10 protein-coding genes are annotated in these 12832 nt (G+C 72.9%); 9 read left to right on the top strand and 1 reads right to left on the bottom strand.

The features are described 5' to 3' along the window. The first annotated feature begins 201 nt into the window (after window positions 1-201). The 8 genes from P1P75_RS16595 to P1P75_RS16630 all read left to right on the top strand — a co-directional run bounded on the left by P1P75_RS16595 (window position 202) and on the right by P1P75_RS16630 (window position 10414). On the top strand, window positions 202-996 hold the full coding sequence (locus P1P75_RS16595) for a TIGR03084 family metal-binding protein (RefSeq protein ID WP_319255930.1): 795 nt from the start codon (window positions 202-204) through the stop codon (window positions 994-996). Continuing rightward, complete coding sequence (locus tag P1P75_RS16600; RefSeq protein ID WP_319255932.1) at window positions 993-2705, top strand: acyclic terpene utilization AtuA family protein; 1713 nt, start codon at window positions 993-995, stop codon at window positions 2703-2705. The genes P1P75_RS16595 and P1P75_RS16600 overlap by 4 nt, the downstream gene beginning before the upstream one ends. Next, entirely contained in the window at window positions 2702-4300 is a 1599-nt protein-coding gene (locus P1P75_RS16605; protein ID WP_319255934.1) for a carboxyl transferase domain-containing protein, read from the top strand. The genes P1P75_RS16600 and P1P75_RS16605 overlap by 4 nt, the downstream gene beginning before the upstream one ends. Window positions 4301-4368: 68 nt before the next feature. After that, window positions 4369-6213: a biotin carboxylase N-terminal domain-containing protein gene (locus P1P75_RS16610; RefSeq protein ID WP_319255936.1), complete on the top strand. Its 1845-nt coding sequence runs from the start codon at window positions 4369-4371 to the stop codon at window positions 6211-6213. Between the two features lie 64 nt (window positions 6214-6277). Continuing rightward, window positions 6278-7414 carry an acyl-CoA dehydrogenase gene (locus P1P75_RS16615; RefSeq protein ID WP_319255938.1) on the top strand — a complete coding sequence of 379 codons (1137 nt, stop codon included), beginning with the start codon at window positions 6278-6280 and terminating at the stop codon, window positions 7412-7414. Between the two features lie 35 nt (window positions 7415-7449). After that, complete coding sequence (locus P1P75_RS16620; protein WP_319255940.1) at window positions 7450-9018, top strand: 4-coumarate--CoA ligase family protein; 1569 nt, start codon at window positions 7450-7452, stop codon at window positions 9016-9018. 47 nt (window positions 9019-9065) lie between these two features. Continuing rightward, window positions 9066-9803, top strand: coding sequence for an enoyl-CoA hydratase family protein (locus tag P1P75_RS16625; RefSeq protein WP_319255942.1), 738 nt, complete (start codon window positions 9066-9068; stop codon window positions 9801-9803). Next, the gene (locus P1P75_RS16630; protein WP_319255944.1) at window positions 9791-10414 is read left to right on the top strand and encodes a TetR/AcrR family transcriptional regulator; all 624 of its coding nucleotides are present in this window, start codon (window positions 9791-9793) and stop codon (window positions 10412-10414) included. Before P1P75_RS16625 ends, P1P75_RS16630 begins: the two co-directional genes overlap by 13 nt. A 62-nt stretch (window positions 10415-10476) precedes the next feature. Here P1P75_RS16630 and pdxH read toward each other — a convergent pair whose 3' ends face one another. Further along, entirely contained in the window at window positions 10477-11106 is a 630-nt protein-coding gene (pdxH, locus tag P1P75_RS16635; RefSeq protein WP_319255986.1) for a pyridoxamine 5'-phosphate oxidase, read from the bottom strand. A 280-nt stretch (window positions 11107-11386) separates the two neighbouring features. Here pdxH and P1P75_RS16640 point away from each other — a divergent pair, with 280 nt between their 5' ends. After that, on the top strand, window positions 11387-12499 hold the full coding sequence (locus P1P75_RS16640; RefSeq protein ID WP_319255947.1) for a citrate synthase 2: 1113 nt from the start codon (window positions 11387-11389) through the stop codon (window positions 12497-12499). The last annotated feature ends 333 nt before the right edge of the window (window positions 12500-12832 follow it).

Below are 12832 nucleotides of genomic sequence, written 5' to 3' on the forward strand. Positions count from 1 at the left end.
GGGTGGGTAGGGGGTGCGGATCGGGCGGGAGCCGGCTCTGTCGGCTGTTGGGGTCGGCGCTGACTGGCAGGTTCTCCGGCGTGTCGCCGGCCTGGATCTGCCAATCGTCCGCAGGCCGACCTCCGCCTCCGTTCACCTTCCGTCCCGTAAATAATGCAAGCATGCTTGCTTGTTTATTGGCTCGCTGCCATGCTCCTCCCCATGGCCGACCCGACGCCCGTGCTCGACGACCTGCGTGCCGAAAGCGACGAACTCGACCGGCTGGTGGCCGGGGCGAGTCCGGATCGCTGGGGCCTTCCCACCCCCGCCCCCGGCTGGACCGTCGCCCACCAGATCGCCCATCTCGCCTGGACCGACCGCTCGGCTCTCGTCGCCGTCACCGACGAGGACGGGTTCGGAACCCTGGTCGAACAGGCCCTCGCCGCCCCCGGCTCCTTCGTCGACCAGGGCGCGGAGGAAGCCGCCGCACTCCCGCCCGCCGAGCTGCTGACCCGCTGGCGCGAAGGCCGTGCCGCCCTCGACGAGGCGCTGCGCAAGGCCCCGCCCGGCGCCCGTTTCCCCTGGTACGGCCCCCCGATGGCGGCCGCCTCGCTCGCCACCGCCCGCCTCATGGAGACCTGGGCCCACGGCCTGGACGTGGCCGAGGCCCTCGGCGTCACCCGCGCCCCCACCGACCGCATCCGGCACATCGCCCGCCTCGGCGTCCGCACCCGCGACTTCTCCTTCGGCGTGCACGGGCTTCCCGCCCCCGCCGGCCCCGTACGGGTCGAACTCGGCGGCCCCTCCGGCGAGTTGTGGACCTACGGCCCCGAGGACGCCCCCCAGCGCGTCACCGGCCCCGCGTTCGACTTCTGCCTGCTGGTCACCCAGCGGGCCCACCGCACCGACCTCGCGCTGCACGCCGAGGGCCCCGACGCCGACCGCTGGCTGGACATCGCCCAGGCCTTCGCCGGGCCCCCGGGAGCCGGCCGCCCGCCGAAAGGGGACGGCGGGTGAGGCCTCTGCGCGTCGGCAACGCCTCCGGCTTCTACGGCGACCGCTTCGACGCCATGCGCGAGATGCTCACCGGCGGTGAACTCGACGTCCTCACCGGCGACTACCTCGCCGAGCTGACCATGCTGATCCTCGGCCGGGACCGCCTGAAGGACCCCTCCGCCGGATACGCCCGCACCTTCCTGCGCCAGCTGGAGGAGACCCTCGGCCTCGCCCACGAACGCGGGGTCAGGATCGTCACCAACGCCGGCGGCCTCAACCCGGCCGGACTCGCCGACGCCGTACGGGCGTTGGCGGACCGGCTCGGCATCCCCGTACGGGTCGCGCACGTCGAGGGTGACGACCTCGGGCCCCGGTACCCCGGCAGCCTCACCGCGCACGCCTACCTCGGCGGGTTCGGCATCGCGGCCTGTCTGCGCGAGGGCGCGGCCGTCGTGGTGACCGGGCGGGTGACGGACGCGGCCCTGGTCACCGGGCCCGCCGCCGCCCACTTCGGCTGGGGGCCCACCGAGTACGACCGGCTCGCGGGAGCCGTCGTCGCCGGGCACGTCCTGGAGTGCGGGACGCAGGCCACCGGCGGCAACTACGCCTTCTTCGGGGAGGGCGACATCCGCAGGCCCGGCTTCCCCCTCGCCGAGCTGCACGCCGACGGCAGCAGCGTCATCACCAAGCATCCGGGCACGGGCGGCTTCGTCGACGTCGGCACGGTCACCGCCCAGCTGCTGTACGAGACGGGCGGCGCCCGGTACGCGGGACCGGACGTCACCGCCCGGCTGGACACCGTACGGCTCACCCAGGACGGCCCCGACCGCGTCCGGATCGACGGAGTGCGGGGCGAGGCGCCGCCGCCGGACCTCAAGGTGGGCCGCACGCGGATCGGCGGATTCCGCAACGAGGTCGTCTTCGTGCTGACCGGCCTCGACATCGAGGCCAAGGCGGATCTGGTGCGCGGGCAGATGGCGGAGGCTTTCGGCAAGTCGGCGCCGCAGGAGGTCCGCTGGGACCTGGTCCGCACCGACCGCGCCGATGCCGGGACCCAGGAGACGGCGAGCGCGCTGCTGCGGCTCGTCGTCCGTGATCCTGAACAGGCCGTCGTCGGGCGGGCGCTGAGCGGCGCGGCCGTGGAGCTGGCGCTGGCCAGCTATCCCGGCTTCCACGTGCTCGCGCCGCCCGGCAAGGGCGCCCCCTACGGGGTGTTCGAGGCCGCGTACGTCCCGCAGGGGGAGGTGGACCACGTGGCCGTCCTCGCCGACGGCCGCCGCGTCCCCGTACCCCCGGCTGCCGACACCCTCGGCCCGGACGACGTGGAGGGCCTGGGGGGCCTGGACGGCCTGGACGACGTACCGCAGCCGCCGCTGCCCGAGGCGCTGCCGGCCGGGCCTGTGCGGCGGGCGCCCCTCGGGCTCGTCGCCGGGGCCCGCAGCGGTGACAAGGGCGGGGACGCCAACGTGGGCGTGTGGGTGCGGTCGGAGGTGGCATGGAGGTGGCTCGCCCACACCCTGACCGTCGACCGGTTCCGTGAACTGATCCCGGAGAGCGGCGGGTTGCGCGTCACCCGGCACGTCCTGCCCCGGCTGCGCGCCCTGAACTTCGTCGTCGAGGGACTCCTCGGCGCCGGCGTCGCCTCCCAGCACCGCTTCGACCCGCAGGCCAAGGCGCTCGGCGAATGGCTGCGCTCCCGCCACCTGGACATCCCGGAGGACCTGCTGTGACCGTCCTGTCGTCGGCGCTGGACCCCCACGGCCCCGATCACCGAGCCCACCGCGACAGCATGCTCGCCAAGCTCGCCGACCTCGACGCCGAGCACGCGAAGGCGCTGGCGGGCGGCGGCGAGAAGTACGTCGCCCGGCACCGGGGGCGCGGCAAGCTGCTCGCCCGCGAGCGCATCGAGCTGCTCCTCGACCCTGACACCCCGTTCCTGGAACTGTCGCCGCTGGCGGCCTGGGGCAGCGACTACGCGGTCGGCGCCTCCCTCGTCACCGGCATCGGCGTCGTCGAGGGCGTCGAGTGCCTGATCACCGCCAACGACCCCACCGTGCGCGGCGGCGCCAGCAACCCGTGGTCGCTGAAGAAGGCCCTGCGCGCCAACGACATCGCGCTCGCCAACCGGCTGCCCTGCATCAGCCTGGTGGAGTCCGGCGGCGCCGACCTGCCGTCGCAGAAGGAGATCTTCATCCCCGGCGGCGCGATCTTCCGGGACCTGACCCGGCTGTCCGCGGCCGGCATCCCGACCGTCGCCGTCGTCTTCGGCAACTCCACGGCCGGGGGCGCGTACGTCCCCGGCATGTCCGACCACGTGATCATGGTCAAGGAGCGGGCGAAGGTGTTCCTCGGCGGGCCGCCGCTGGTGAAGATGGCGACCGGCGAGGAGAGCGACGACGAGTCACTGGGCGGCGCGGAGATGCACGCGCGCGTGTCCGGCCTCGCCGACTACTTCGCCGTCGACGAACAGGACGCCCTGCGCCAGGCCCGGCGGGTCGTAGCCCGCCTCAACCACCGCAAGGCGTACGGCGATCCCGGACCGGCCGAGCCGCCCAGGTACGACCCGGAGGAACTCCTCGGGATCGTCCCCGGCGACCTCAAGGTGCCGTTCGACCCGCGCGAGGTGATCGCCCGGATCGTCGACGCCTCCGACTTCGACGAGTTCAAGCCGCTCTACGGGACGAGCCTCGTCACCGGCTGGGCGAGCCTGCACGGCTACCCGGTGGGCATCCTCGCCAACGCCCAGGGCGTGCTGTTCAGCGCCGAGTCCCAGAAGGCCGCCCAGTTCATCCAGCTCGCCAACCAGCGCGACATCCCGCTCGTCTTCCTGCACAACACCACCGGCTACATGGTCGGCAAGGAGTACGAGCAGGGCGGCATCATCAAGCACGGCGCGATGATGATCAACGCGGTCTCCAACTCGAGGGTCCCCCACCTCTCCGTCCTCATGGGCGCCTCCTACGGCGCCGGCCACTACGGCATGTGCGGGCGCGCCTACGACCCCCGCTTCCTGTTCGCCTGGCCCAGCGCCAAATCGGCCGTGATGGGCCCGCAGCAGCTCGCCGGGGTGCTCTCCATCGTCGCCCGCCAGTCGGCCGCCGCGAAGGGCCTGCCCTACGACGAGGAGGGCGACGCCGCCCTGCGCGCCATGGTCGAGCAGCAGATCGAGTCCGAGTCGCTGCCCATGTTCCTGTCCGGGCGGCTGTACGACGACGGTGTCATCGACCCGCGCGACACCCGCACCGTTCTCGGCCTGTGCCTGTCCGCCGTCCACACCGCCCCCTACGAGGGCGCGCGGGGCGGCTTCGGCGTCTTCCGGATGTGAGGAACCTTCCAGTGACCACTTCCACCCCTTCCCTCCCTTCCATTACTCCCGTCACTTCCGTCACTTCTGTGCTCGTCGCCAACCGGGGCGAGATCGCCTGCCGAATCTTCCGCACCTGCCGTGCGTCCGGAATCCGGACGGTCGCCGTGCACTCGGACGCCGACGAGAACGCGCTGCACGCGCGCGTGGCCGACACGGCCGTACGGCTGCCGGGCGCCACGCCCGCGGAGACGTATCTGCGGGCCGACCTGATCGTGAAGGCCGCCGTCGCGGCGGGCGCGGACGCCGTGCACCCCGGCTACGGCTTCCTCTCCGAGAACGCCGGCTTCGCGCGCGCCGTCCAGGACGCCGGTCTCCTCTGGATCGGGCCGCCGCCCGAGGCGATCGAGACCATGGCGTCCAAGACGCGCGCGAAGGCGCTCATGGGGCTCGCCCCCCTGAAGGCCGACGAGGTGACCGAGTCCGACCTGCCCGTGCTGGTCAAGGCCGCCGCGGGCGGCGGCGGACGCGGCATGCGCGTCGTACGCCGCCTCGCCGAGCTGAAACCCGCCCTGGAGGGCGCGCGCGCCGAGGCCGCGAGCGCCTTCGGCGACGGCGAGGTCTTCGTCGAGCCCTATCTGGAGAACGGCCGCCACGTCGAGGTGCAGATCCTCGCCGACACCCACGGCACGGTCTGGGCGCTCGGCACCCGCGACTGCTCCCTCCAGCGCCGCCACCAGAAGGTCGTCGAGGAGGCCCCGGCGCCCGGACTCTCCGGCGAACTCGCCGACGAACTGTGCGCGACGGCCGTACGGGCCGCACGCGCCGTGGACTACACCGGCGCCGGAACCGTCGAGTTCCTCGTCGCCGACGGCCGCGCCCACTTCCTGGAGATGAACACCCGCCTCCAGGTCGAACACCCCGTGACGGAAGCCGTCTTCGGCCTCGACCTGGTGGCCGAGCAGATCCGCGTCGCGGAGGGCCACGCCCTCGCCGCCGAGCCGCCACGCGCGCGTGGGCACGCCGTCGAGGCCCGCCTCTACGCCGAGGACCCGGCGGCCGACTGGACCCCGGGGACCGGCACCCTGCACCGCCTCGCCGTCCCCGACGGCGTCCGCCTCGACACCGGCTTCGGCGACGGCGACACCATCGGCGTCCACTACGACCCCATGCTCGCCAAGGTCGTCGCCCACGCCCCCACGCGCGCGGAGGCCGTCCGTACCCTCGCGGGCGCCCTGGAGAAGGCGACGATTCACGGCCCGGTCACCAACCGCGACCTCCTCGTCGCCTCCCTGCGGCACGAGGAGTTCACCTCCGCCCGCATGGACACCGGCTTCTACGACCGCCACCTCACGGCCCTGACCGCACCGGACCCCGACCCGTACGCCCCGCTGGCTGCGGCCCTCGCCGAGGCCCACGGCCGCTCCCGCTTCGGCGGCTGGCGCAACCTGCCCTCCCAGCCGCAGACCCGCCGCTATCTCCTGGCGGGCGAGGAACACGAGGTCCGCTACCACCACACCCGGACCGGCCTCACGGTGGACGGTGTGCATGGCGTCCACGTCGTCCATGCCGGCGCGGCACTCGTCGTCCTGGAGGCGGACGGCGTCCGGCGCAGGTTCCGGGTGGCCCGCTACGGCGACCGGGTCCACGTGAACGGCACCACCCTCACCGCCCTGTCCCGCTTCCCCGAGCCCGAGGACCAGCGCGCCCCCGGCTCCCTGCTGGCTCCGATGCCCGGCACGGTCGTCAAGATCGCGGACGGCCTTGTCACCGGATCGAGTGTCCGGGCGGGTGAACCGATCGTGTGGCTCGAAGCGATGAAGATGCAACACGTCATCTCGGCACCGGCGGCGGGGACGCTGACGGCGCTGCCGGTGACGACGGGACAGCAGGTGGAGGTCAACGCACTACTGGCGGTGGTGCAAAGCCTCTAGGGCAGCAGGGCAACCGCACGACCAGTCACGGACGAGCCGCACGCGAAGGAGCCAAGGAGCCACCATGACCACCCTCATCGAGTCCGAAGAGCACACAGCCCTGCGGGCAGCGGTATCCGACTTCGCCAGGAACCACCACGCCTCCACCAGCGGAGACCTCTGGCGGGAGGCCGCCAAGCTCGGCTACATCGGCGTCAACCTCCCCGAGGAGTACGGCGGCGGAGGCGGCGGCATCGCCGAACTCTCCCTCGTCCTCGAAGAGCTCGGCACGGCGGGATCCCCGCTGCTGATGATGATCGTCTCCCCGGCCATCTGCGGCACGGTGATCGCCCGCTTCGGCACGGACGCCCAGAAGCGGGAGTGGCTCCCCGCCCTCGCCGACGGCTCCCGCCTGATGGCCTTCGGCATCACCGAGCCCGACGCCGGCTCCAACAGCCACCGCATCACCACCACCGCCCGCCGCGACGAGGCGAGCGGCGACTGGCTGCTGACCGGCCGCAAGGTGTTCGTCTCCGGTGTGGACATCGCCGACGCCACCCTCATCGTCGGCCGCACCGAGGACTCCCGCACGGGCCGCCTCAAGCCCTGCCTGTTCATCGTCCCGCGCGACGCCCCCGGCTTCACCCGGCGGCCCATCGACATGGAACTGCAGGCCGTGGAGAAGCAGTTCGAGCTGGTCCTGGACGATGTACGGCTGCCCGCCGAGGCGCTCGTCGGCGACGAGGACGCGGGGCTGCTCCAGCTGTTCGCCGGTCTCAACCCGGAGCGCATCATGACGGCCGCCTTCGCGATCGGCATGGGCCGCCACGCCCTCGGCAAGGCGATCGCCTACGCCCGTGAGCGCACTGTCTGGAACACCCCCATCGGCGCCCACCAGGCCATCGCCCACCCCCTCGCCCAGGCCCACATCGACCTCGAACTGGCCCGCCTGATGATGCAGAAGGCGGCCCATCTGTACGACGCGGGGGACGACGCCGGCGCGGGCGAGGCCGCCAACATGGCGAAGTACGCGGCCGGCGAGGCCTGCGTGAAGGCCGTCGACCAGGCGGTGCACACCCTCGGCGGCAACGGCCTCACGCGAGAGTTCGGCCTCGCCTCGCTGATAACGGCCTCGCGCGTGGCTCGTATCGCCCCGGTGAGCCGGGAGATGATTCTCAACTACGTCTCCCACCAGACCCTGGGCCTGCCCAAGTCGTACTGACCGACCGGTCACCAGCCGGCCGGCGAGGAGGAACCGTGTTCCGCAGCGAGTACGCAGACGTCCCGCCCGTAGACCTCCCCATCCACGACGCCGTGCTGGGGCACGCCGCCGAGTTCGGCGACCTGCCCGCCCTCGTCGACGGCACCGACGGCACCACCCTCACCTACGAGCAGGTGGACCGGTTCCACCGGCGGATCGCCGCCGCCCTCGCCGAGGCCGGCGTCCGCAAGGGCGACGTCCTCGCCCTGCACAGCCCCAACACCGTGGCCTTCCCCACCGCGTTCTACGCCGCCACGCGCGCCGGGGCCACCGTCACCACCGTGCACCCGCTCGCCACCGCCGAGGAGTTCGCCAAGCAGCTCGGCGACTCGGCCGCCCGCTGGATCGTCACCGTCTCCCCGCTGCTGGAGACGGCCCGCCGGGCCGCCGAACTGGCGGGTGGCGTCGAGGAGATCTTCGTCTGTGACAGCGCCTCCGGACACCGCTCGCTCATCGACATGCTCGCCTGCGCCGCCCCCGAGCCGCAGATCGCCCTCGACCCCGCCGAGGACGTCGCCGCCCTGCCCTACTCCTCGGGCACCACCGGCGTCCCCAAGGGCGTGATGCTCACCCACCGGCAGATCGCCACCAACCTCGCCCAGCTCGAACCGGCGATCACGGCGGGCCCCGGCGACCGCATCCTCGCCGTACTCCCCTTCTTCCACATCTACGGCCTCACCGCTCTCATGAACGCGCCGCTGCGCAGGGGCGCCACCGTCGTCGTGCTGCCCCGCTTCGACCTTGAGACGTTCCTCGCCGCCATCCAGAACCACCGCATCACCGGCCTGTACGTGGCCCCGCCGATCGTCCTCGCCCTCGCCAAACACCCGGCGGTCGCCCAGTACGACCTGTCGTCCCTGCGGTACGTCATCAGCGCCGCCGCACCCCTGGACGCCGGCCTCGCCGCCGCCTGCTCCGCCCGCCTGAACCTGCCGCCCGTCGGCCAGGCCTACGGCATGACGGAACTGTCGCCCGGCACCCACGTCGTCCCCCTCGACGCCATGCGGGAGGCCCCCGCCGGCACCGTCGGCAAGCTGATCGCCGGCACCGAGATGCGCATCGTCTCCCTCGACGACCCCGACAAGGACCTCGGTGTCGGCGAAACGGGCGAGATCCTCATCCGCGGCCCCCAGGTCATGAAGGGCTACCTGGGCCGCCCCGACGCCACCGCCGCCATGATCGACGGCGACGGCTGGCTGCACACCGGCGACATCGGCCGCGTCGACGGCGGGGGCTGGTTGTTCGTCGTCGACCGGGTCAAGGAACTCATCAAGTACAAGGGCTTCCAGGTGGCCCCCGCCGAACTGGAGGCCCTGCTGCTCACCCACCCCGGCATCGCCGACGCCGCCGTCATCGGCGAGTACAACGACGACGGCAACGAGGTGCCGCACGCCTACGTGGTCCGCCAGCCGACCGCCCCCGACCTCGCCGAGGGAGAGGTCGCGATGTACGTCGCCGAACGCGTCGCACCGTACAAACGCGTCCGCCTCGTCACCTTCATCGACACCGTCCCGCGCGCGGCCTCCGGGAAGATACTGCGCCGCGAACTGAGGGACCGCCCATGACCGCGCCGCAAGACGGGCCCGGCACACAGACAGCGGGAGCAGCGTCCATGACCTCACTGATCGGCCGCACCCGTGACCGTGGCGTCGAGACGCTCAGCCTCGACGCCACCGGGACACGCAACGCCCTCTCGGCCGCCCTCCTCGCCGAACTCGCCGACGCGCTCACCGACTGCGCCGAGGACCCCGACGTCCGCGCGGTCGTCCTCACCCACAGCGGCGGCACCTTCTGCGCCGGCGCCGACCTGCGCGACCCTCCCGCCCCGGACGCCTTCGTCGCCCTGCTGCGGCAGCTCGTCGAACTGCCCAGACCGGTCGTCGCCCGCGTCACCGGACACGTCCGCGCCGGCGGCCTCGGTCTCCTCGCCGCCTGCGACATCACCGCCGCCTCCACCACGTCGACGTTCGCCTTCACCGAGGTGCGCATCGGCGTGGCCCCGGCGGTCATCTCCCTGCCGCTCCTCCCGCGCACCGACCCCCGCGCCCTGGCCCGCTACTACCTCACCGGCGAACGCTTCGACGCCCCCGAGGCGGCCCGTATCGGCCTGCTCACCGCGACCGCCGACGACGTCGACGCCGTACTCGCCCCCGTGCTGGACGGTCTGCGCAAGGCCGCGCCGCAAGGCCTGGCGGAGACGAAGCGACTGCTCACGGTTAGGGTGCTGGAGGCGTTCGAGCGGGACGCGGCCGACCTCACCGCGCTCTCCGCCGAACTGTTCGCCTCTCCGCAGGCCCGCGAGGGAATGACGGCATTTCTCGAACGACGGGAACCCGCATGGGTGTTGTGAGCCCGGTCGACCGCGACCGCGCCCCCAAGCAGGACCGCAGCCGGGCCACCCGGCAGCGGCTCCTGGAAGCCGCCGTGGCCTGCCTCGCCGAACACGGCTGGGCGGGCTCCACGGTCTCCGTCGTCGCCGAGCGGGCCGGGGTCTCCCGCGGCGCCGCCCAGCACCACTTCCCCACCCGCGAGGACCTCTTCACCGCAGCCGTCGAATACGTCGCCGAGGAACGCTCCCTCGCCCTGCGCGCCCTGTTCCCCCAGGGCGCGGCGGGCGCGGGGCACGTCGACCGGCGCGCCGTCGTCTCCGCCCTCGTCGACCTCTACACCGGCCCCCTCTTCCGGGCCGCCCTGCACCTGTGGGTCGCCGCCTCCAACGAGGAACAGCTCCGCTCGCGCGTCACCGAGCTGGAGGCTCGCGTCGGCCGCGAGACCCACCGCATAGCCGTCGAGCTCCTCGGCGCCGACGAGTCCGCTCCCGGCGTCCGCGAAACCGTCCAAGGGCTCCTCGACATGGCCCGCGGCCTCGGCCTCGCCAACCTGCTCACCGACGACGCCCCCCGCCGCGACCGGGTCGTCACCCAGTGGGCCGCCCTGCTGGAGCAGAACCTCGGCCGCTGAGCGACCGGCCGGGCCGATCGACCGGACCGGGCCGATCCACCGGACCCGGCGGGCCGCCCCTCTCACGGGCTGAGCCGCTCCACGCGCCAGTCGCCGTCCGCCTCCGCCACATACCGCAGGCGGTCGTGCAGCCGGTTCTCCCGGCCCTGCCAGAACTCCACCGACTCCGGCGCCACCCGGAAACCGCCCCAGTGCGGCGGCACCGGCACCTGCTCGCCCTCCGGATAGCGGGCCGCCAGCTCGGCGTAGGAGGCGTCGAGGTCGTCACGGGAGGCGATCACCGCGGACTGCACGCTCGCCCACGCGCCGAGCTGCGAGCCGTGCGGCCGGCTCCGGAAGTACGCCGCGGTCTCGTCCCGCCGCGTGCGCCCGGCCACGCCCCGCACGATGACCTGCCGGGCCATCGGATGCCACGGGAACAGCAGACAGACGTGCGGATTCTCCGCGAGGTCGCGGGCCTTGCGGGAGTCGTAGTTCGTGTAGAAGACGAAGCCCTGCTCGTCGAAGTGCTTGAGCAGCACCGTGCGGGAGGAGGGCCGTCCCTGGGCGTCCGCCGTGGAGACGACCATGGCGTTCGGCTCGAACAGGTGCGCCTCCGCGGCGGCCTGCTTGAACCAGCGCGCGAACTGCTCCAGGGGCGTGGCGGCCAGCTCGGCCTCGTCGAGGCCCTCCGCCCGGTACTGCTTGCGCATGGAGGCGGGATCGGGAGAGACGGTTTCTGCGTGGTCCACGCCGTCATCTTGCCGCACCCGGGCCCCCGGCAGCAGGGGCCTCCCCCACCCGAGGGTGGCACTGAGTGCCGCGCCACTCCCCAAAGGTGGCACTCGGGGATATGGTGCTGATGCCATCCCGGTTGGGTGACCGCCGACCGCTCAGGGCATCACTGGGGTGACCGCCCAGGACCGCGAGCCCCCGAGACGGACCGTGGATCCACCGGCGCCATCTGTCGCACACATCACGAGGAGCCGCCTGATGTCCGACCTCGACCCCGGTTTTGTACCTGGCCTCGAAGGAGTCGTCGCGTTCGAGACGGAGATCGCCGAACCGGACAAGGAGGGCGGCGCACTCCGGTACCGGGGCGTCGACATCGAGGACCTGGTCGGCCACGTCTCCTTCGGCAACGTATGGGGCCTGCTCGTCGACGGAGCCTTCAACCCCGGACTGCCGCCGGCCGAGCCCTTCCCCATCCCCGTCCACTCCGGGGACATCCGCGTCGACGTCCAGTCCGCGCTCGCCATGCTCGCGCCGGTCTGGGGCCTCAAACCGCTCCTCGACATCGACGCCGAGCAGGCCCGCGAGGACCTCGCCCGCGCCGCCGTCATGGCGCTGTCGTACGTCGCCCAGTCCGCCCGCGGCCAGGGCCGACCCATGGTCCCGCAGAGCGAGATCGACAAGGCACAGTCCGTCGTCGAACGCTTCATGATCCGCTGGCGCGGCGAGCCCGACCCCAAGCACGTCGCCGCCGTCGACGCCTACTGGACGTCGGCCGCCGAGCACGGCATGAACGCCTCCACGTTCACCGCCCGCGTCATCGCCTCCACCGGCGCGGACGTCGCCGCGGCCCTCTCCGGCGCCGTGGGAGCCATGTCCGGCCCGCTGCACGGCGGCGCCCCCTCCCGCGTTCTCGGCATGATCGAGGAGATCGAGCGCACCGGCGACGCCGACGCCTACGTCAGGCAGGCCCTCGACAGGGGCGAACGCCTCATGGGCTTCGGCCACCGCGTCTACCGCGCCGAGGACCCCCGAGCGCGCGTGCTGCGCCGTACCGCCCGCGAACTGGGCGCACCCCGCTTCGAGATCGCCGAGGCCCTGGAGAAGGCGGCCCTCGCCGAACTCCACGCCCGCCGCCCGGACCGCGTCCTGGCGACCAACGTGGAGTTCTGGGCGGCCATCGTCCTGGACTTCGCCGAGGTCCCCGCGCACATGTTCACGTCGATGTTCACGTGCGCGCGCACGGCCGGCTGGTCGGCGCACATCCTGGAGCAGAAGCGCACCGGACGCCTCGTCCGCCCCTCCGCCCGCTACATCGGCCCCGGCTCCCGCGGCCCGCGCGAGATCGAGGGCTTCGACGACATCGCCCGCTGAGCCGAAACGGCGAGCGCCTTCCCGTAAATCCGTAAGTGGTGCGCATCGCGCACCCAGGAGTCCATGGTGGGGGCGGCTCAGGCGGCAGGGTCCGTGAACGCAGGCGACCCGCGAGTCTGGTCCTCCGGGGAGGGCCGGCCGGACTTACCGGCGACTCGCGGGTCGGGTGACTGCGTGGAACTGGCCGGCTGCGTGCGTCGCGCGCACGCTGGTCCGGCACCCACTACGGGGTGTGGTGGCGGGCCGCTAGCCCGCAGTCACCTCACGAGTCCGGGAATCACACATCTACCGGATCACCTCCTTTCAGCGTGTGCCGCCACCTTAAGAACCGTT

The sequence above is a fragment of the Streptomyces sp. ID05-39B genome, from assembly GCF_033794725.1.
Lineage (GTDB): Bacteria > Actinomycetota > Actinomycetes > Streptomycetales > Streptomycetaceae > Streptomyces > Streptomyces bobili.